The 21,423-nt window shown below is 42.4% G+C and carries 22 protein-coding genes; 20 read left to right on the top strand and 2 right to left on the bottom strand.

Annotated elements, in window-relative coordinates:
• Window positions 1-7 precede the first annotated feature (7 nt).
• The 9 genes from eno to OMP94_RS02500 all read left to right on the top strand — a co-directional run bounded on the left by eno (window position 8) and on the right by OMP94_RS02500 (window position 9,082).
• The gene (gene eno / locus OMP94_RS02460; protein ID WP_266275618.1) at window positions 8-1,285 is read left to right on the top strand and encodes a phosphopyruvate hydratase; all 1,278 of its coding nucleotides are present in this window, start codon (window positions 8-10) and stop codon (window positions 1,283-1,285) included.
• A gap of 13 nt (window positions 1,286-1,298) precedes the next feature.
• Window positions 1,299-1,583, top strand: a complete 285-nt coding sequence (gene ftsB, locus OMP94_RS02465; protein ID WP_266275620.1) for a cell division protein FtsB — start codon at window positions 1,299-1,301, stop codon at window positions 1,581-1,583.
• Entirely contained in the window at window positions 1,576-2,283 is a 708-nt protein-coding gene (ispD, locus tag OMP94_RS02470; RefSeq protein ID WP_266275622.1) for a 2-C-methyl-D-erythritol 4-phosphate cytidylyltransferase, read from the top strand. Before ftsB ends, ispD begins: the two co-directional genes overlap by 8 nt.
• A complete protein-coding gene (gene ispF / locus OMP94_RS02475; RefSeq protein WP_266275624.1) occupies window positions 2,280-2,762 on the top strand; it encodes a 2-C-methyl-D-erythritol 2,4-cyclodiphosphate synthase in 483 nt (160 codons plus the stop codon). Before ispD ends, ispF begins: the two co-directional genes overlap by 4 nt.
• Window positions 2,762-3,817: a tRNA pseudouridine(13) synthase TruD gene (gene truD, locus OMP94_RS02480; RefSeq protein ID WP_266275626.1), complete on the top strand. Its 1,056-nt coding sequence runs from the start codon at window positions 2,762-2,764 to the stop codon at window positions 3,815-3,817. Before ispF ends, truD begins: the two co-directional genes overlap by 1 nt.
• Window positions 3,818-3,857: 40 nt before the next feature.
• Window positions 3,858-4,637, top strand: coding sequence for a DUF1223 domain-containing protein (locus OMP94_RS02485; RefSeq protein ID WP_266275628.1), 780 nt, complete (start codon window positions 3,858-3,860; stop codon window positions 4,635-4,637).
• 7 nt (window positions 4,638-4,644) lie between these two features.
• Complete coding sequence (gene cysG / locus OMP94_RS02490; RefSeq protein ID WP_266275630.1) at window positions 4,645-6,039, top strand: siroheme synthase CysG; 1,395 nt, start codon at window positions 4,645-4,647, stop codon at window positions 6,037-6,039.
• A gap of 136 nt (window positions 6,040-6,175) precedes the next feature.
• Entirely contained in the window at window positions 6,176-8,509 is a 2,334-nt protein-coding gene (locus OMP94_RS02495) for a TonB-dependent receptor (RefSeq protein ID WP_266275632.1), read from the top strand.
• A gap of 69 nt (window positions 8,510-8,578) precedes the next feature.
• Window positions 8,579-9,082 (top strand): PepSY domain-containing protein, encoded by a 504-nt coding sequence (locus OMP94_RS02500; RefSeq protein WP_266275634.1) that lies wholly within the window; start codon window positions 8,579-8,581, stop codon window positions 9,080-9,082.
• Here the strand turns inward: OMP94_RS02500 and nadC are convergent.
• Entirely contained in the window at window positions 9,079-9,921 is an 843-nt protein-coding gene (gene nadC / locus OMP94_RS02505; protein WP_266275636.1) for a carboxylating nicotinate-nucleotide diphosphorylase, read from the bottom strand. The genes OMP94_RS02500 and nadC overlap by 4 nt on opposite strands.
• 84 nt (window positions 9,922-10,005) lie before the next feature.
• Here nadC and ampD point away from each other — a divergent pair, with 84 nt between their 5' ends.
• Window positions 10,006-10,557, top strand: a complete 552-nt coding sequence (gene ampD / locus OMP94_RS02510) for a 1,6-anhydro-N-acetylmuramyl-L-alanine amidase AmpD (RefSeq protein WP_266275638.1) — start codon at window positions 10,006-10,008, stop codon at window positions 10,555-10,557.
• 54 nt (window positions 10,558-10,611) lie between these two features.
• Here the strand turns inward: ampD and OMP94_RS02515 are convergent, their stop codons facing one another.
• On the bottom strand, window positions 10,612-11,232 hold the full coding sequence (locus OMP94_RS02515) for an FKBP-type peptidyl-prolyl cis-trans isomerase (RefSeq protein WP_266275640.1): 621 nt from the start codon (window positions 11,230-11,232) through the stop codon (window positions 10,612-10,614).
• 253 nt (window positions 11,233-11,485) lie between these two features.
• Between OMP94_RS02515 and OMP94_RS02520 the strand changes: the two genes are divergently transcribed.
• The 10 genes from OMP94_RS02520 to OMP94_RS02565 all read left to right on the top strand — a co-directional run bounded on the left by OMP94_RS02520 (window position 11,486) and on the right by OMP94_RS02565 (window position 21,414).
• Window positions 11,486-11,965, top strand: coding sequence for an SUF system Fe-S cluster assembly regulator (locus tag OMP94_RS02520; protein ID WP_266275642.1), 480 nt, complete (start codon window positions 11,486-11,488; stop codon window positions 11,963-11,965).
• A complete protein-coding gene (gene sufB, locus OMP94_RS02525; protein ID WP_266275644.1) occupies window positions 11,958-13,412 on the top strand; it encodes a Fe-S cluster assembly protein SufB in 1,455 nt (484 codons plus the stop codon). Before OMP94_RS02520 ends, sufB begins: the two co-directional genes overlap by 8 nt.
• A 49-nt stretch (window positions 13,413-13,461) precedes the next feature.
• On the top strand, window positions 13,462-14,220 hold the full coding sequence (gene sufC / locus OMP94_RS02530; protein WP_266275646.1) for a Fe-S cluster assembly ATPase SufC: 759 nt from the start codon (window positions 13,462-13,464) through the stop codon (window positions 14,218-14,220).
• Complete coding sequence (sufD, locus tag OMP94_RS02535) at window positions 14,217-15,509, top strand: Fe-S cluster assembly protein SufD (RefSeq protein ID WP_266275650.1); 1,293 nt, start codon at window positions 14,217-14,219, stop codon at window positions 15,507-15,509. Before sufC ends, sufD begins: the two co-directional genes overlap by 4 nt.
• 5 nt (window positions 15,510-15,514) lie before the next feature.
• Entirely contained in the window at window positions 15,515-16,738 is a 1,224-nt protein-coding gene (locus OMP94_RS02540; RefSeq protein WP_323135049.1) for a cysteine desulfurase, read from the top strand.
• Window positions 16,738-17,184, top strand: coding sequence for a Fe-S cluster assembly sulfur transfer protein SufU (gene sufU / locus OMP94_RS02545; RefSeq protein WP_266275652.1), 447 nt, complete (start codon window positions 16,738-16,740; stop codon window positions 17,182-17,184). The genes OMP94_RS02540 and sufU overlap by 1 nt, the downstream gene beginning before the upstream one ends.
• A gap of 4 nt (window positions 17,185-17,188) precedes the next feature.
• The gene (locus OMP94_RS02550; RefSeq protein WP_266275654.1) at window positions 17,189-17,524 is read left to right on the top strand and encodes an SUF system Fe-S cluster assembly protein; all 336 of its coding nucleotides are present in this window, start codon (window positions 17,189-17,191) and stop codon (window positions 17,522-17,524) included.
• Window positions 17,525-17,919: 395 nt separating this feature from the next.
• Entirely contained in the window at window positions 17,920-19,680 is a 1,761-nt protein-coding gene (locus tag OMP94_RS02555) for a PglL family O-oligosaccharyltransferase (protein ID WP_266275659.1), read from the top strand.
• A 270-nt stretch (window positions 19,681-19,950) separates the two neighbouring features.
• A complete protein-coding gene (locus tag OMP94_RS02560) occupies window positions 19,951-20,145 on the top strand; it encodes a hypothetical protein (RefSeq protein WP_266275661.1) in 195 nt (64 codons plus the stop codon).
• 165 nt (window positions 20,146-20,310) lie between these two features.
• Window positions 20,311-21,414, top strand: a complete 1,104-nt coding sequence (locus OMP94_RS02565; protein ID WP_266275663.1) for a type II secretion system protein — start codon at window positions 20,311-20,313, stop codon at window positions 21,412-21,414.
• Window positions 21,415-21,423: the final 9 nt, after the last annotated feature.

Raw genomic sequence — 21,423 nt, forward strand, 5'->3', positions numbered from 1 at the left:
GAACAAAATGAGTAAAATTATTGACGTCCGGGCACGCGAAATTCTGGACTCACGTGGTAACCCAACTGTAGAAGCCGATGTAATTCTGGCGAGTGGTGCCATGGGCCGTGCTGCGGTCCCTTCAGGCGCATCAACTGGTGAACGTGAAGCAGTAGAACTGCGTGACGGCGACGCTAGCCGTTATTTAGGTAAAGGTGTTAAGAAAGCGGTTGAGGCTGTTAACACTGAATTACGCGCTGCGGTTGTTGGTTTGGATGTAACCGACCAAGAAGCATTAGACCAACGTCTTATTGATACTGATGGCTCTGCAAACAAGCAACGTTTAGGCGCTAATGCATTATTGTCTGTTTCTTTAGCAAGCGCAGTTGCTGCTGCTGATGAAAAAGGTTTGCCTTTGTATCGTTATCTTGGCGGTGACAATGCGCGTACTTTGCCAGTACCTATGATGAACATTGTTAACGGTGGTTCACATGCTGACAATAGCGTTGACTTCCAAGAGTTCATGATTATTCCAGCTGGTATGCCAAGCTTCTCTGAAGCATTGCGTGCGGGTACTGAAATTTTCCACGCGCTGAAATCAGTATTGAAAAAACAAGGTTTGAATACCGCTGTTGGTGATGAAGGTGGTTTTGCACCAGATCTGAAATCAAATGAAGAAGCGATTGAGCTGATTCTGCAAGCCATCGATAACGCAGGTTATAAAGCAGGTTCTGACATCATGTTGGCATTAGACGTTGCCAGCTCAGAATTCCACAAAGATGGCGAATACTTCCTACAATCAGAAAACAAACGCTTAAGCTCTGAACAAATGGGCGATTTGTTAGCTGACTGGGTTTCTAAATATCCAATCATCAGTATCGAAGACGGTATGGATGAAAACGATTGGGCTGGCTGGAAATACCTGACTGACAAAATCGGTTCTAATGTGCAATTGGTCGGTGACGACTTGTTTGTAACAAACACAGAAATCTTGAAGAAAGGTATCGATCAAAACATTGCTAATGCCATTCTGATCAAGCTGAACCAAATCGGTACGCTGACTGAAACCCAGAACGCATTAACCATGGCTGCTGCTGCTAAATACGGTGCCATCATGTCTCACCGTAGTGGTGAAACTGAAGATACCTTTATTGCAGATTTAGCGGTTGCAAGCCAGTGCGGTCAGATCAAAACAGGTTCACTGTCACGTTCTGATCGTGTTGCGAAATATAACCAATTACTGCGTATTGAAGCTGAACTGGGTAGCAATGCTTACTATCCAGGCATGAAAGCTTTCCAACGTTAATGCAGGTTAGGCTATGAAGCCAGTGATGATCTTGCTGATCGCTATTATGGTGGTTCTGCAGTATCGTCTCTGGCTAAGCCATGACGGTCTGCCGTCATTACTCCGTTTGCATTATGCTGTTGAAAAACAGCGCCAAGATAATGAAAAACTGGAAGAGCGAAATGCTGTTTTAGCAGCAGAAGTAGCCGATTTAAAGAGTGGTCTTGATGCGCTTGAAGAACGTGCTCGTAGTGAGCTCGGTATGATCAAGCCGGATGAAACCTTCTTTCATGTAATCGAACCGCAAACGAATGACTGAACAAGTCTGGGCAATCGTTCCGGCTGCCGGCAATGGCAGCCGAATGCGGGCAAATCGACCAAAGCAATATCTCCAACTGCATGATAGACCCGTTATTATGCATACGCTTGAGCGTCTGGCGAGCCACCCCAAAATTTCAGGTGTGGTAGTGTCCATTGCTGATGACGATCCTTACTGGCAATCACTGCCAATTCCACAAGAATGGCCAATCCATTGTGCGACTGGTGGTGCCGAGCGCTCAGACTCGGTATTAAGCGCACTGAATCTTCTCAATACCATAACTCATGATGATCCTTGGGTATTGGTGCACGATGCTGCACGCCCATGTCTAAGACATGAAGATATTGATTTGATGTTGAGTACACTGTCACATGATGCTGTTGGCGGCATATTGGGTATACCCGTTACTGAAACTGTTAAACGGGTAGATAGTCAAAATCGCATTATCGAAACCGTTAGTCGTGATAATCTCTGGCGAGCTGCAACGCCACAGATGTTTAGGCTAGATAATTTGCGAAATGCCCTTGAACATACACGTCAGGCGCAATGTAAAGTCACGGATGAAGCAAGTGCGATTGAATATGCAGGTTATCAACCTAAGATGGTAGAGGGACATGCCGATAATTTAAAAATTACTCTGCCACAAGACTTAGCGTTGGCAGCATTATATTTGCAACAGCAACGTGGAGAGTGTGAATGAGAGTCGGTCATGGTTACGATGTACATCGTTTTAAGGAAGGCCCAAAGCTAATTATTGGTGGCGTTAACATTCCACATCCTATGGGGCTTGAAGCTCACTCGGATGGTGATGTGCTGATCCATGCTATTTGTGATGCTATTTTAGGTGCCGCTGGTCTATGGGACGTCGGTCATCATTTTCCGGATACAGACCATGCTTATGCTGGTATTGATAGCCGAATTTTATTACGTCGTGTTGTTGCCGATATTCATCATTTGGGCTGGCAAATTGTCAATATTGACAGTACTGTCGTTGCGCAAAACCCAAAACTATCGCCGTATATTCCACAAATGCGTGAATTGCTTGCAGAAGATATTCGTACCGAAGTAAGTGCAATTAACATTAAAGCAACGACTACTGAAAAACTTGGTTTTACCGGGCGTGAAGAGGGTATTGCTGCGCATGCCGTTGTGTTATTGGAACGGGATCGTAGTTATTAATGATGGATTTTAGCCAGCTCCACCGAGTTGCCGATATTGCTGGTTGTCAGGCAACCATTCGTGCAACTGAAGCCGATTTTCATGTTGCTGAGCAATTGCCATTTACACCAGAAGGTGTGGGCAGTCATGTCTGGTTGTATGTACAAAAAATTGGTACCAACACTGACTGGTTATCCCAGCAAATCGCAAGATTTGCTAACGTTTCGCCAGTTGCCGTTGGGTATGCCGGGTTAAAAGACCGTCATGCCGTTACCTGCCAATGGTTTAGCGTTAACTTGCAAGGCTTACCTGAGCCAGACTGGTCTCAGATTGAAGGTCCAGAACTCACTATCCTCAAGAAAGTTCGCCATAGTAAAAAGTTAAAACGAGGTGCCTTGGGCGGTAATCAATTTAAATTACGTCTGACGCAGATTCAGGGTGATAAAGCCCTTTGGCAAGCCAATCTTGAGCGGGTCGCAAAGTATGGTGTGCCAAATTACTTTGCGGAGCAGCGCTTTGGTAGACAAGGATTAAACCTTGTTAAAGCTAACGATTGGTTTAATGGTGGTCCTGCACCGCAGAAGAAAAATCAGCGTAGTATGATTATTTCGGCAGCGCGAAGTTGGCTTTATAACTTGGTGTTATCTGAGCGTATCAAACAGCAAAATTGGAATCAGGCATTGGCTGGCGATATCATGCTGTTAAGTGGTACTCGTGCGAGTTACTTCTTAGCTGAAGCGGCAGATGATGTTATTGAAAAACGACTGTTAGAAATGGATATTCACCCAACAGGCCCTCTTTGGGGTAAAGGTGAAGCGCCGAATAAATTGCAAAGTTTAGCTCTAGAAAATGAAGTTCTAGCTGACTGGTCTCAATGGCAAACATCACTCGAAGGACTTGGTTTAAGCCATGAACGACGTGCATTAAGATTATTTCCAGAAAATTTCACTTGGGAGTTTTCGGATGATGATAGCTTGACCATTGCTTTTGATTTACCTCCGGGGAGTTATGCAACGGCGGTATTAAGAGAGTTGGCGTTGATAACTGACGCTAGTGGCAGTAAAACTGATATTTAATATTGTCGAACGTATCAGTTAAGGTTTTGGGAGCAATGCAATGCAAATTCTACAAAACACAATACTGATTCTATTACTTGCTTCACCATTGGGTGCTATTGCTCAAGAGTGGCAAGCAAAATCGACCGACCATCATACGGCGTTACTTGAAATGTTTGTTTCTGAAGGGTGTGGCTTATGTCCTGCTGCGGAACATTACGTTAATCATTTGCCGGAAAAAGGTATTACAGATGATGAACTTATTGTTCTAACGTTTCATATTGATTACCTCAATAGCAAAAAAGGCTGGGTTGATAAATTTGCAAAGCCAACGTTCAGTGAAAGACAAATTCAGTTAGCGCATCTAAACCGTTATGAAAATATCTTTACCCCTGAACTCGTAGTGAGTGGGGAGACAGTTCATAGCTGGGAAGAGCAATTAATTGATGTGGTTGGCTTTTTAAATCATTACAAATCTGAAGCAGATATTTCACTGAATATTGAACAAAAAACATCTGATAATTTAATAGTCGATGTCTCATTGCAGCTTCGAGGCGAAGAGAACCGTGAGTTCAGTAAACTTTATTTAGCTGTGACCGAAGATGATGTGTTTAGTGAAGTCCGAGGTGGTGATAATGCAGGGCGGGACTTTAATCATCAGAACTTAGTTCGCACATGGCTAGGGCCATTCGATTTAGCAACTGATGGCAGTACAAATATTCAACAAGAGATTAGTTTGGCAGATGATTGGCAACAAACGTCATTAACGGTGGTGGCAGTTGTACAAAATCTATCTGATGGTTATGTATTACAAGCACTTGCGGTGCCTTTAGAGAGATAGTTCCATAATGGAGTTTTTACCAATTTTTATCGACCTCAAACGAGGCAGTTGTTTGGTGGTTGGTGGCGGTGATATCGCGGCTAGAAAAGCAGCTTTATTGCTTAAAGCGCAAGCAAAAGTAACCATTATTTCGCCAGAAATATCTCTTATGACACAACAACTGTTGGGTGCCCCAGAAAACTCTGGTCGGGTTCAATGGTTAAAAGCCAATTTTGGTCCTGATTATCTATATGCACAGGTGTTAGTCATTGCTGCAACCGATGATAATTCGGTTAATCATGCTGTATATCAGGCTGCGAAAAAACGTCGTATTCCAGTTAATGTCGCTGATGAGCCGACAATGTGTGACTTTATCTTAGCCTCAATCTTAGATCGTTCACCTATCGTCGTTGCGGTATCTAGCGGTGGTCAGTCACCGATATTGGCTAGACAACTACGCGCACGTTTAGAAACGCTTATTCCACCAAGTTATAGCCGTCTGGGTAATTTAATGGGGGAATATCGTCAGGCGGTAAAAGATAAATTTAAAAAATTAAGCCAGCGTCGTCGTTTTTGGGAGTCTGTCCTTCAAGGCCCAGTTGCTGATCATGTTCTAGCAGGCCGTGATGCCTTAGCAGAAGAAACGTTAAAAAAACTTATTGAGATTGATAACCCTGACGAATTTTCACAAGGCGAAGTTTATTTAGTAGGTGCTGGTCCCGGTGATCCTGATCTGCTGACATTTAAAGCTTTGCGTCTAATGCAACAAGCTGACGTTGTCTTTTATGATCGATTGGTCAGTAAAGAAGTATTGGATTTAGTAAGAAAAGAAGCCGACTTAGTTTATGTGGGTAAACAACGTAGCTGGCACTTTAAACGTCAGGATGAAATTAATCAGCTTTTACTTGAACATGCCCAGCAAGGTAAACGGGTATTACGTCTAAAAGGCGGTGATCCATTTATCTTTGGTCGTGGTGGTGAAGAAATTGCCACATTAGCTGATCACAATATTCCTTTTCAGGTGGTGCCAGGTATTACGGCTGCCTCGGGGTGCGCATGTTATGCGGGTATTCCATTAACTCATCGTGACTATTCGCAAAGTTGTATTTTTGTAACGGGACAGCTCAAAGAAGGTGAGTTGGTCTTGAACTGGCCTGCCTTAGTACAACCAAGACAAACTGTGGTTGTTTATATGGGCTTAGCCGGTCTCCCTGAACTTAGTAAACAATTACAGGCACATGGCATGTCGCCTGATATGCCTGCAGCTTTAGTTCAACAGGGGACAACCGAACATCAAAAAGTATGGGTTTCAACTATCGCCGATTTACCTGAACTCGCAGAGCGTGAACAGCCCGTCGCACCGACATTATTGATCATTGGTGAGGTGGTGCAACTTCATGGTCAGTTAGCTTGGTTTAATTAATAAAATCAATAGTTAAGGAGCGTTACTTCAAAATAGGAATTTTTCCTAATCCCTTGGCATATAAGGCCATGCTAGCATCCCAACAGCTTATTTTTAAAAGCTAAAGATAACAAAACAATTATAACTGGGAGAGAGTATGGCTATTCCGTTTCGGCGTAGGGTTTTGCCTGCGTTATTGATGTCGGCGTTGAGTGCATCTATGGCTGCACACGCTGAAGAAAGTGTTGAACTGTCTAACATTGAAGTTATCAGCACTACACCAATTGGTGGCGTTGGCTTAGAAGCAGATAAAATTCCAACCAAAACACAATCTGCAAGTGCCGATGATATTGAGCGTATTCAGAGCTTAGATATTTCTGACTTAATGAATCGCACCATGGGCAGCGTAAATATTAGTGCTGCACAAAATAATCCGTTCCAACCTAATTTAAATTACCGTGGTTTTACTGCTTCACCATTGGTGGGTAGTGCCCAAGGTTTATCTGTTTACATGGATGGCGTTCGTGTTAACGAACCTTTTGGTGATGCAATTAACTTTGAATTGTTGCCAGAATCAGCCATTGCCAGTATGGACTTAGTTTCAGGCTCAAACCCAGTGTTTGGTTTAAACACCCTAGGTGGTGCGCTGTCTATTAAAACCAAAAATGGTTTTACCAATCCTGGCCATAGTTTAGAAGCCTACACTGGCTCATTTGGTCGTGATTCAGGCACGATCGAAAGTGGCGGTAGTGATGGTAACTTTGCTTACTTTGTGACAGGTTCGATTACCAAAGAGGATGGCTGGCGTGACTACTCTCCATCACGTGTTGAGCAATTCTTTACAAACTTAAGCTATGCAAACGAAGATACCACTTTAGATTTTGGTATCACTGCAGTTGATAGTGATTTGAATGGTAACGGTGCAGCCCCCGTTGAGTTGATTGCACAAGACAGAAATTCAGTCTTTACCCATCCAGATAACACACAAAACGAAATGCGTATGTTTACCTTAAATGGTACACATTGGCTTAATGAATCTACCTTATTAGCAGCGAACACTTATTACCGTAAGAGTGACCGTAGCTCATTTAATGGTGACGGCGGCGAATTTGAAGCCGATGGCGGAGGTTTCTTTGTTGACGATGATGGTTTCGTTCGCACCAGCGTCGGCAATATAAACGTTGCTGATTTCAATAATCCTAACTTTGATGTAGAAGTTGAAGATGATGAAATCGAAGGTTTAGGTCTTAACAATCAAAGCCAAACTGATCAGGATAGCTTTGGTTTCGGTTTACAAACAACATCATTCAACGACTTATTTGGCAAACCAAACCAGTTAACGGTTGGCGTCTCGTATGACAAATCAAAAGTTGATTACACCGCTAGTTCAGAAATTGCATATTTAACAGAAAGTCGTGGCACTCAAGGTACTGGCGTATTTCTTTTAGATGAACAGGTTAATGGTAAAGTTGATACCGATACTTACAGCATTTTCTTCACCAATACTCATAGCTTAACTGACCGTTTGGACTTAACAGTTGGTGGTCGCTATAACTGGATCGCCATCGATATTTCAGGCACCAGTAAAGCTGGAACACAAGATCTTAATGAAAGCGGCAATACACACGATTTCAAACGCTTTAACCCAAGTGTTGGTTTGACATATGCTTTAGCAGAAAACCTCACTACTTATGCAAGTTATAGTGAATCTAACCGTGCACCAACACCATCAGAACTCACTTGTGCTGAAGGTGGTGAAAATGCCTGTGCATATCCTAATGCTTTCTTAGCTGATCCACCGCTTGATGATGTTGTTGCCAAGACAATTGAAACAGGTTTACGTGGTTTCCATAACGGTATTAACTGGTCTGCGGGTGTTTTCTATACAGAATTGGAAGACGATTTATTCTTCTTTAACGATGCAGATGAAGATTCTCCAGTCTTAAACAAAGGTGTTTTCGATAACATTGATAAAACCTCACGTACCGGTTTGGAATTGAGTGCAAATGGTCTGGTTAATAAGTTTAGCTGGTTTGCACATTACGCCTACATTCGTGCTGCATTTGAAGATGATTTCTCATATAGCCGTGAAGTAGACGAAGAAGATGTGATCTTCAATGTTAGCAAAGGTGATCGTTTACCTAACTTGCCAGAGCACAACATCAATATCGGCTTTGATTATGCCTTTAATGAAAAAGTGTCTTTAGGTACGACAGCTAGCTATCGCTCAAGCCAATATTTCCGTGGTGATGAAGCGAATGTTGATAAGAAAATCGAAGGTTACACTGTGTTTAACTTGCATGGTCGTTACAAAATCACTAAGAACTTCGAATTGTTTGGTCGCGTAGACAATGTATTTGACCATGAATATGAGTCATTTGGTCTATACGGTGAACCAGGCGAAGCAGGTTTGGAAGATCTTGAAAACCCACGCTTTGTTGGTCCAGGTGCACCTCGTGCAGGTTGGATTGGCTTCAAGCTAACACTGTAAAGTAACTCTAAGAGGCCGCGAAAGCGGCCTCTTTTTTATGTAACAAACTAGATTAAGACAGGGATTAAAATGCAGGCAGTGATATTGGCTTTACTGGCTACGACATCAGTTCAGGCTGAAGCGTTTGATAAAACTAAGGATAGTTTTGAGATTTGTATGCAGGGTGTATTACTAGAAAAGCCCGGACAAATCGTCAAAGTTGAAAAGAAACTCGAAGATGGTATGTACGTTTATGAGTTTGATGTAAGAGGTGACGGTGGTTTGGATTGGGATATCGAGTGTGTGCAAGCCACTGGCGAAGTATGGGAAGTCGAACAAAAAGTTCAAAACCCTAACGCACCAATTTTTAAATCTAAAGTAAAAATCGGTGAAAAAGCTGCCGGGAAAATCGCATTAAAAACGTATCCCGGGATTATTCGTGAAGTGGACTATGAAATCGAGTCAGATGGTACTGCAGTTTACGAGTTCGATATCGACACGACTGATGGCCGAGAAATGAATGTTGAAATTAATGCCACAACAGGTGAAATCGTTGAGGCAAATGAAGAAATTTGGCAAATCGGTTTTGATTAAATAAATCGTAACGACAAATCCAGCGCACGAATGTCTTTTGTTAATGCGCCAACAGAAATGCGATCGACACCAGTCTCGGCAATAGTTCGAATATTGTCCAGACTGATCCCGCCTGATGCTTCAAGTAAAGCCTGAGATTGATTGGTGGATACGGCTTGACGAAGCATTTCAATTGAAAAATTATCCAACAAAATAATATCTGCTTGGGCAGCTAATGCTTGCGCTAATTCATCAAGGCTTTCAACCTCAACCTCAATAGAAATGCCCGGATGAAGATTACGGGCCATTAACACTGCTGCGCCAATATTGCCTGCCGCTTGGATATGATTTTCTTTAATCAAAATAGCATCAAATAAACCAAAACGATGGTTTACGCCGCCGCCACAACGAACAGCGTATTTTTGCGCCATACGGTAGCCTGGAAGTGTTTTTCTGGTATCTAATAACGCAACGGGTAGGTCACTCAATGCATCTGCATATTGACGGGTTATGCTTGCTGTCGCGGATAGGGTTTGCAAGAAATTTAATGCCGTGCGTTCACCTGTCAAAATATGCCGAGCACTCCCTTTGATTTCACAGATTGTATCGTTGGCGGCTAAAACATCACCGTCTTGTTTGAACCAAGTTATTTCAATGCTTTGATCTAATGATTTAAACACAGTAGTTAACCAATCACTGCCACATAGAACCCCGGCCTCGCGACTAATTAATTTGGCATGTGCAACGCTATCTAGCGGTATTAAATCTGCAGTGAGATCTTGCTGGCCGACATCTTCTAATAGCGCCAGTCTGACTTGTGATTGAATAAACTCTGCTGGGATTGGGTTGATCATTGGCATGACAAATTCTTTTGTAAATCAGCATAGGGTAACTGCTTGGCGTTTGATAATCTATTCACAAAGGTTTTAACAAGTGGAGATAGGGTGAATATTAATCGTCAAAATGGTTTGTTGAGTCACGCTGAACAATTGCCATCACCAAACTTTGATGAGCGACCGAATGCTTATGATATTAGCGGTATCGTTATTCATAATATTTCTTTGCCACCGCAACAATATGGTGGAAGCTGGATCGCCGACTTATTTTTAAATCGTCTTGATCGTAACGCTCATCCTTATTTTGCAGAGATTGCGGATTTAAAAGTGTCGTCACACCTATTGATTCGTCGTGATGGCCATATTCAGCAGTTTGTACCATTTCATCAACGGGCATGGCATGCGGGCCAATCTTCATGGGATGGTCGTGAACGATGTAATGACTTTACTGTTGGTATTGAGATGGAAGGGGATGACTTTAGTCCATTTACCGAAGCGCAGTATCAACAGTTAAGCCAAGTTATTTTGGCTCTTCTAGAAACGTATCCGCATTTGAGTGTTGAACGTATTACGGGTCATGAGCACATCGCGCCGGGTAGAAAAACGGATCCCGGTCCGCATTTTGACTGGTTATATCTACAGGCGCTTTTGCAGGCATAAAAAAACCGCCCAGCTTGCACGGGGCGGCTTTATTCAAATATTGACGAGATTTAATTACTTAGTAATCGCAACTAACTCAATATCGAATACCAATGTTTCGTTTGGACCGATTTTGTCGCCAGCGCCTTGTGGGCCGTATGCCAGGTTACCTGGAATAACGACGCGCCATTTAGCACCTTCTTTCATCATTTGTAACACTTCTTGCCAACCACGAATAACACCGCCAACTGGGAAGGTTGCTGGTTCACCACGGTCATATGAACTGTCAAATTTTGTACCGTCAATCAAAGTACCTTCGTAGTGGGCAATAACAGTATCCTCAGCTGTTGGTGTTGCACCATCACCGGCTTCGATGATTTCGTATTGGATACCGCTTTCAGTTGTTTTAACATTAGGGTTTTTAGCGTTAGCTTCCATGAAAGCTTTAGACTCAGACTGCTTTTTGTTCATGATTTCAGCCAGTTCTTGAGATTTCTTTTGTTGAAACTCACTGATGACTTTTTCAGCAGTTGCTTGATCCAGCTGTGGCTGTTTTCCATCAAGCATGTCTTGTACACCGGCAGCAAACGCATCGATATCTAATTCAACACCTTCAGACTTCATATTTTGTCCGACTTGAATACCAAAAATGTAGCTGAGTTTTTGCTGATCTGAATCGAGTTTGGCTTGTGCCATTACATTTGCTCCGAATAACAAGGGTAAAAAAGCGATAAGTTTCAATTTCATTGTCTGATAACTCTCAGTAATTATAAGAATAAAGTTTGCATCAGTTAGTAATCGTAAAGACTACGAAGTTCACGACGCAAGATTGTCGCATATTTTTTACTGCTTTACAGGCTGCTTCTGTCTGAATAACTGACTATTACACTTGGTTATTCAGTCAATTGATACTATAATGGTACCAATTGGAGGGCAACATATGCTGCGCATGGGAAAACTAACAGATTACGGCATCGTGCTGATGAGTTATCTCTCTGCCAATCAACAATTGCAGCACAGTGCACATACCTTGGCTGATGCTGTGCAAATGCCATTACCAACAGTACGTAAAGTCTTAAAAGCTTTATCAGCTGGTGGTTTATTAAATTCAGAACGTGGCGCACAGGGTGGTTATAGCCTGAGTCGCGATCCACAAAAAATTTCGGTAGCCGAGATCATCACAGCGATTGAAGGGCCTATCGCGTTGACAGAGTGTGTTAGTGATCATAGTCACTGTGAGCAAGAAACACACTGTGCGGTGCAGACAAACTGGACGCAAATTAATAATGCCGTTTTTCACGCATTAGATGAGGTCAAGTTGTCTGATATGACCGTGCCTCAAGCGCTAAGTGATGTGCGACCGATACAGTTTTATCCGTCTTTTAAGACGACACAAGTTACGTTACAGGATGGTGGTCATCATGACTGAACAAACCCAAACACAACAACTAGAAGCGATCACTGGTCGTGAATATAAAGCGGGCTTTTTCACGGATATTGAAGCAGAAAGTTTGCCACCCGGTTTAAACGAAGATGTGATTCGCCAGATCTCAGCAATCAAAAACGAGCCAGAATTTATGCTGGAATTTCGTTTAAAAGCTTATGAATACTGGCTAACACTTGAAACGCCAGAGTGGGCACACGTCAATTATCCTGAAATCGACTATCAAGCGGTTAGCTATTACAGTGCACCGAAGAAAAAAACGGATGGTCCTAAAAGCCTAGATGAAGTAGATCCAGAACTGCTGAAAACCTATGAAAAATTAGGTGTGCCACTGGATGAGCGTGCACGTTTGGCGGGTGTTGCCGTTGATGCTGTTTTTGACAGTGTATCGGTATCAAATACTTTCAAAGATACTTTAGCCAAAGAAGGCATTTTATTTATGCCGATTTCTGAAGCGGTTCATGAACATCCAGAACTGGTTAAGAAATACCTAGGCAGTGTGGTGCCATACAAAGATAACTACTACGCGGCATTAAACTGTGCAGTATTTACTGATGGTTCGTTTGTATATATTCCAAAAGGCGTTCGTTGCCCAATGGAATTATCAACATATTTCCGAATTAATGCGGCAAATACCGGGCAGTTTGAACGTACCTTAATTATTGCTGATGACGACAGCTATGTTAGCTACTTGGAGGGCTGTACTGCACCAATGCGTGATGAAAATCAATTACACGCTGCGGTAGTTGAGTTGGTCGCTATGGATCGTGCTGAGATTAAGTACTCAACCGTACAAAACTGGTATCCAGGTGATGAAAACGGTAAAGGTGGTATCTACAACTTTGTAACCAAACGTGCCGCATGCCGTGGTGAAAGTTCAAAAGTGTCATGGACGCAGGTTGAAACTGGTTCAGCGATCACTTGGAAATACCCAAGTGTTGTTTTACAAGGCGACAACTCGGTTGGTGAGTTTTATTCAGTTGCTGTGACTAACAACATGCAGCAGGCTGATACGGGTACCAAGATGATTCATCTGGGTAAAAACACCAGTTCAACCATCATCTCTAAAGGTATTTCTGCAGGTCGCTCATCAAATGCCTATCGTGGTTTGGTTCGTGTTGGCCCTAACGCAGAGAATGCGCGTAACTATACAGAGTGTGACTCATTGTTGATGGGCGATAAGTGTGCAGCACATACATTCCCTTATATCGAGGTGAAAAACCCAACGGCACAAGTTGAGCATGAGGCTTCAACATCGAAAATTAGTGAAGACCAATTGTTCTACTGCAAACAACGTGGTTTGGACGTTGAAGATGCGGTTTCGATGATTGTTAATGGTTTTTGTAAACAGGTTATTCGTGAATTGCCGATGGAATTTGCCGTCGAAGCACAAAACCTGCTTGGCCTGTCATTAGAAGGCTCTGTTGGTTAACCACACCACGCACACACAAATACGAATTTAAGAGTTAAAGAATATGAAAATGCTGGAAATCAAAAACTTACACGCGAATGTTGATGGCAAAGAAATTCTGCGTGGTATTAACCTGACGGTCAATGCTGGTGAAGTTCACGCCATTATGGGACCAAATGGTGCTGGTAAAAGTACTTTATCTAACGTTTTAGCTGGCCGTGAAGGTTATGAAATCACCGAAGGTGAAATCATCTACAAAGGTGAAAACCTGTTAGAGCTGGAACCAGAAGAACGTGCCCAGCGTGGCGTGTTTTTGGCATTCCAATATCCTGTTGAGATCCCAGGTGTTAGCAATATTTACTTATTGAAAGCGGCATTAAACGCTGTTCGTAAATACCAAGGTCTGGATGAAGTAGATGCTATCGACTTTTTGACATTGGTTCGTAGCAAGATGGAACTGGTCAAAATGGATGAGCAATTCCTGCACCGCAGTGTTAACGAAGGCTTCTCAGGTGGTGAGAAAAAACGAAACGAGATTTTACAAATGGCGTTACTTGAGCCATCACTCGCTATTTTGGATGAAACCGACTCAGGTCTAGATATTGATGCGCTTCGTATAGTCTCTGAAGGGGTTAATGCTCTGCGTGCAGAAGATCGTTCTATTGTCATGATCACGCATTATCAGCGTTTACTGGATTACATCGTGCCTGATGTTGTTCATGTATTGTCTGAAGGTCGAATCGTTAAGTCTGGCGACAAAAACTTAGCTAAAGAACTCGAAAAATCAGGTTATAGCTGGGTTAAAGATGAAGCAGGTCAGCCAGCATGAAGCAGTTAACCGAATTTCATACAGACTTTTCTTCAGTTGCAGAAATGCGCTGGGAAAATGGTCTGACAGACGAAACTTGGCGGCGCCTACGTAAACAAGGACAACAACAGTTTGCCTTGAAAGGTTTGCCGAGCAAGAAAGATGAAGACTGGAAATACACTAGCCTTTGGCAACTGACCCAGCAATCGTTTAATCACGATGTTACTCAGCCTGGTCAGGTTGTGGTGAGTGATTGGCAGTTGTTAACCGATGCTTATCAATTAGTGATTGTTGATGGCCATGTCGATTTTACGGCTTCAAGTTTAAATGGCTTGCCTGAAGGCGTGACAGTTAAACCATTGTCACAGTCTTTGGAAACTTCAGCTAAATACTTGAATCAGCAAATTGATATTGAAAAAACCGGCTTTAACGCGCTCAACACCATGTTGATGAGTGAAGGTGTTTTCATACATGTTGCTGCCGGCGTCAAATTGAAAAAGCCAATTGAATTGTTGGTAATGAATTCTGGTGCAACCAAAGATTTAGCGGTTCATTTACGTAATGTTGTCGTACTTGAAGAATCTGCCCAAGCTAGCTTTATTGAGATTTATGCGAGTAAAGAGGGCGATGCTGGTTTAACCAATGTTGTCACTGAAATTGATTTGGCAGACTCAGCAGAACTGTTTCATTACAAATTACAGCGTGAATCTTTAAATCATTTTCATGTGGCGACCATGGCGGCTAACCAAGCTGCATCAAGCCAATGGCATAACCATAATGTGTCATTAGGGGCACAATTGGCACGCAATGATGTTCACAGCAAGATTTCAGGTGAGCAAGCCCATGTCACCATGAATGGTTTATATCTGGTTGATGGCGAACAGCATGTAGATAACCACACGCGTATCGATCACAGTGTGCCAAATACCACCAGTGAAGAGCTATATAAAGGTGTTATGGATGGTAGAAGCCATGCGGTCTTTAACGGTAAAGTTATCGTTTATAAAGATGCACAAAAAACAGACGCCAACCAAGCGAATCAAAATCTGTTGCTGTCACGTGGGTGCGAAATTGACACCAAACCAGAAATGGAAATCTATGCCGATGACGTCAAATGCGGCCATGGTAGTGCGGTAGGTCAGATTGATGAAGCAGCATTATTTTTCTTACGTTCACGTGGTTTAACTGAAACCAGTGCACGTAGTTTGCTGACTTTTGCATTTGCAGCTGATGTTATTCAACGCATCGAAGATAAAACTATCCGGGATGCGATTACCAAAGTTATTGAACAGCGTTTACCAAGAAGTTGAGGTTTATGTCTGCATTGAATTTACAAGCGATACGCGCTGACTTTCCTATCTTGCATCAGGAAGTTAACGGTCATCCGTTGGTTTATCTTGATAATGCGGCGAGCAGTCAAAAGCCACTGCAAGTGATTGATAAAATTAATGAATATTATCATCATGATAACGCCAATATTCATCGCGGTGTTCACAAGTTAAGCCAGCGGGCTACAGATGCTTATGAACTGGCACGCAGTAAAGTTCGTCAGTTTTTACACGCACATTCCGATAAAGAAATTATCTTTACTCGTGGTGCCACAGAAGCTGTTAACTTAGTGGCTCAGAGTTATTTGCGACCGATTTTAAGTGCTGGGGATGAAATCCTGATTTCTCACTTAGAGCACCACGCGAATATTGTGCCTTGGCAAATGCTATGTGAACAAACGGGCGCTAAACTCAAAGTCATCCCAATGACACAATCGGGTGAGTTGGATTTAACTAACTTTGATGAGTTACTAACCAATAAAACCAAATTGTTGGCAGTAGGACAGGTATCAAACGCTTTAGGTACGGTAAACCCTGTTAAAGACATGGTTGCTAAAGCCCGTGCGAAAGGTATTGCTAGCCTTATTGACGGTGCTCAGGCTGTGCCGCATATGCATGTTGATGTGCAAGATTTAGATTGTGACTTTTATGTTTTTTCCGGTCATAAAATGTTTGCACCAACTGGTATTGGTGCTCTGTATGGTCGTGAAGAGTTATTAAATGCCATGCCGCCTTACCAAGGTGGTGGCGATATGATCTTATCGGTCAGCTTTGAAAACACTATCTACAACGAATTGCCATACAAATTTGAAGCGGGTACACCGCATATTGCTGGTGCGATTGGTTTAGGTGCGGCGATTGATTATATGTGGGCAATCGGTATCGATAATATCGCTGCCCAAGAACATCACTTATTGGCTTTAGCCACTGAGAAAGTAAATGCCTTATCCGGTGTTGAAATCATTGGTACCGCTAAAGATAAAGCCTCGGTATTGTCATTCATGATTGATGGCGTACATCCTCATGATGTCGGCACTATCTTTGACCAACGCGGAGTGGCAATTAGAACGGGTCATCATTGTGCACAGCCTGTTATGGAGTTTTACGATATTCCTGCTACGGCTCGCGCCTCATTTGCGTTTTATAACAACGATGAAGATGTCGATGCCCTGATTAAAGCCATTATCAAAACACAGGAGCTATTTGCCTGATGAGCGATTTACGCGACCTTTATCAACAAGTGATCATGGATCACAACAAAAATCCGCGTAATTTCCGTGAGATTGATGACGCCAATCATTTTGCACATGGAAATAACCCATTATGCGGTGACAAGCTTGTGGTCTACCTCAAGTTGGAAGATGACAAAATTGCTGATGTCAGCTTTACCGGCAGTGGTTGTGCAATCTCTAAAGCGTCTGCCTCATTAATGACCGAAGCCTTAAAAGGTAAAACAGTTGCTGAAGCTGATGCCATTTATGAGCAAGTACATAAAGTCATGACGGGTGAACCAACAGAACGTAATTTGCTGGGCAAACTTGAAGTACTGAGCGGTGTCAAAGAATTTCCGGCACGCGTAAAATGCGCCACCTTGTCTTGGCATACTGCCCATGCTGCTATGGACAGTGATCACGATATTTCGATCACCACAGAGTAAGTATATGAACGAAAATGCTGTACAACCGATAACTGCGGATGAGTTGAAGGATGATGTGATCGAGATGCTTAAAACCATCTACGATCCTGAGATTCCAGTAAATATTTATGAGTTGGGTCTGATCTACAACATTGATGTCAGTGATTCAGGCAACGTTGTAATCAAAATGACCTTAACAGCGCCTGGCTGCCCAGTTGCCCAATCGTTTCCTGGTGATATTGAAGGGAAAGTAGGGACTGTCGCTGGCGTCAACAAAGTCCATGTTGAACTTGTTTGGGATCCACCTTGGACACGAGATATGATGTCAGAAGCTGCCCAATTGCAGCTCGGCATGTTTTAAGTCTAACGACCTGAACTTAAGAGACCCGCTTCGGCGGGTTTTTTTATGGCAAAAAAAAGCTGCGAGTAAAACACCCGCAGCTATCAAAAATGGCCATCGCTGACCACTGGGATAACTTCTAATCTATGTAAAAGACTAAGCTGAATTGAAGTTAAGGCTGATGATAAGCCGCTGATTCGTACTTACCTATAGGAATAATTCATTTTTATTAGCAAGTAAGATATTTGTTTCTTTTTATAACTATTTAAGCTATTGATTAAATAAAACTTCTTAACCATTTAGCATTGAATGTAGTTTATGTCAGACTGAAAAATCAGGATTATTTCCTAGTGTTTCATGGGTAAGAGTTCACTTATCATCCCTAGCTCTTTTAAAAGCTTAAAGTGTTCTAACCCATGTCAATTCAATCAGCGGATCGCTCTGAACTTTCAGTTATACAAAAATTAACTACCGTATTTCTTGGAGCAATGGTTTTTGTACCATTTTTGGTTTGGCATCATAGACAGCCGTTATCTACGTTTTACCCCGAAGTGATAACAATTGCGTTTGGCAGTCTTGCATTGGTGTGGTTTCTTTCGTCTAAAAGTTGGCAAGCTTTAAAGCTTCCCCTAAGTGTATTACTCCCAGTCGTATTAATTTTAATTTTACTAACGCAGTTTAGTGTTGGTATGCATACCTATTGGCAAGACTACTTCTTAACGGGTGCTGTTTTGTTATGGGCTGCTTTCATGATGATATTAGGCAGAAATATCAATCAAACTATTGTGATACCAGCTCTAAGTTGGGCCATATTTATTGGTGGTTTGCTCACCACCTTTTTAATGCTTATACAGCTTAATGAATGGGTTAGCGTCAGTTGGATTTCACCTCATGTGCGTGGTGGTTATGCAGCGAACATTGGTCAAGTTAATCATGCAGCAACTTATCTAGCGATGGCGGTAGGCTCTCTAATCTTCTTGTTACAAACTGACCGCATAAAACTCCCTGTTTATCTAATTTCGATAATTATCTTGTTAATAGGACTGGTTCTGACAGGGCAAAGAATGGCATTACTGTATGTGATCACGTTTGCTTTGTTTGGACCGTTGTTATTACGCCATCTAACAAACAAACCATATAGTAATTGGTGGATATTTTTGATCCTGCCAGTATTTTTAATACTCAATTACCTCATTCCAAATATCCTTTCTGAGGTAAATAGTTCGCCGATACAACGTGTCGTAAATGCTGCGACTGGAGAGTCCACACGCATACTATTATTGCAACAAGCATGGCAAATGTTTACTGCAAACCCTCTGTTAGGCGTTGGTAGTGGTGGTTTTGGCTGGCACAACTTTCAACTGACAGAACAATATCCGGGGCTAACCGGATATGCCGATAACGCTCACAATATTATTTTTCAGTTATTAGCTGAATATGGTGTCTTTGCTGGTATTGCTTTGCTCTTACTTGCTGGGTTTTGGATTGTGGGCCAATTCAAAGTCAAACTCACAGCTGAAGGGGGCTGGATTTTATTTACGCTCGCTGTTTTAACACTACACAGCCTGCTTGAGTATCCTCTCTGGTATAGCTATTTCCTGGGTATTGCCGCTTTAGTTATTGGTATGGGGGATAACCGAAGTTATCAACTTCCCACAATAAAGTTGGGCAGACCACTGGCGGCGGGTGTTTTGGTTTTTTCGATATTTATCATTGGTGGTGTCATTAAGCAGTATCACGAGTTAGAAGGGTGGTATACCGATCGTAGAAACGGTGAAATGACAAATGAAGAAGCCATTGATTTTCTTTATATGTTGGCAGAAAGACGAGATAGCTCACTTTTTGCCCCATTCTTTGACGTCATTATTGTCCGTGCATTACCTAATAACGAGGATGTTGCCCAAGATAAGCTCGCGATGAACACAAAATTCATGCATTTTTTGCCTGGTGAAATTGAGGTTTATGCCCAAGTCGACTTGCTGGTAAAAACAGATCAACACAATGCTGCAAGTGAACAGTTAGGAAAGGCAATAAGACAATTCCCTGAATTGATGGACTGGTATTGGAAACATATGACGCGTGCATTATTAGTTGATCGTGATACACGCTACTTTCCGCTAATCCAGCAACTGCAAGTCTATCAAGATGAATATTTGGGTATTAAGGACTATCAATAGCGATATTTGGCAAATAAGTCATGGATGACTTCAAATAGGTATTTCTTTTCTTTATCGGGAATAAATTCCCATTTTCTCTATTGTTTTCGCTTATTTAGAAAACACATCTAAAAAATCTCCTTAGTTTTAATCCCCGCAATATATTTGGCTTTAGTTAGGAATAATTCCTGTTTTGTGATTTGGGACACATTTTGGGAATTCTTCCTATAGGGAAAGTTTTCCCGGTTTGGTTAAATCTGTTTCACCGAAACCAAGGGAGTTATCTGCAACATGTCATCAATTAACCAAGCTGAACAACAGCCGATCAAATCCAAGCTGCTGGAACTGGTGGATGATGTCCTTGCACATGACGGTTATGGGGATATTCGGGTTGAGGTACGGATCCTCAAACGTCATCAAAAAGAAGTCATTTTGCATTGTGGTAAGCAGTACCGGTATGTCATTGATACGCCACAAACGGCGTAATTCATCGATGCCATCGCTGCGTAAAAAGCACTGATTACCGCACAACAAAAAACTGTGATGACGAATTGAGTGTGTTGGGGACACATCAAATTTAATAAAACCTAAATAAACGAGTGACCAACAAGCTGTTTGGGGCGGCTGCGGCATCAACCAGAGAGAAATAATATGAACATCCAACAAATAAAATCGGCGATTGCCAAATTCCGTAAAGCGGATATGTCGATGATTAAAGATGAAAAACTTCGCGCTAAAGGTCAAAAACTGCAAGCAAAAGAAAAAGGTTTCACCTTACTTGAGCTTTTAGTTGTTATTACCTTATTAGCGATTCTGGCGACTGGTGCATTGGTTGCTTATGACGGCACTGGCGACAAAGCTCAATCAGCTAAAGCTGCTCATACTGTTGCTGTTATGGATCAAGGGGTTCGTGCGTTTAAAGCAGTGACGCAGGCCTACCCAGATCAGTGGGATAACCTTGCTGATCCTGTTGATGCAGATACTCCTGCCGGCGGAACGGATTATATACCTGAGGGATTACAAAATATTTTAGGTAGTTTCAATCTTGCAACTGCAATGAGCGACACTCTGAATTATGACCTTGAAGAATATTTTGATGACGCTTTTGGTATGGAAGAGATTCAACATGTCTTTGGTGGTGCTGATGGGTTAAATGGGGTTGCACCAAACCGTGCCCATAATGAAGGATCTAACCCTCCAACAACAACAGGTGGTGCGGTTGAAACCGAATATGGTGATTTTGCTGCAACGGGCATTCAAGGAACAAATACAGTTGAGGGTGTTCCAGCATATATTTCCATTTTGGCTTCTCAAGCTGAAGCAAGAGATGGGGCGGCAATGGATTGTTCTGTTGGTGATGTAGCAAATAGCATTAATACAACATGGGCTGGAACAACAGCTGATCCTTTAGTCATCAACTCTATTAATGATGCGTTAAGCACACAGCGTTGTAATTTGGTTCTTGCATTAGGGTTTGGTGGTGACGCTGCACAAAACACGGTTGACTCAGCGGCTGGCGTTGTTCAGTCACCAACATACAGTAGTGTAAATGTTAACCCTGCAGAAAATTATGCCCGATACGTTGGCTTATTCCTTCTTGCACGTGGCGAAAAGGCTGACAACGCAACTGGTTTTGGTAATGGTACCAGTGTTTTAGTACGAGATAATTTCCTGCCACGTCCACGACTGCTGGGCTTCATTGACACCGAAGGTAACACTATCGATGCCAATATCGCGGCAGCAACTCAGAACTAATTTACAAAC

It is taken from the genome of Methylophaga sp. OBS3, from assembly GCF_026319325.1.
In the GTDB taxonomy this organism is placed as follows: domain Bacteria; phylum Pseudomonadota; class Gammaproteobacteria; order Nitrosococcales; family Methylophagaceae; genus Methylophaga.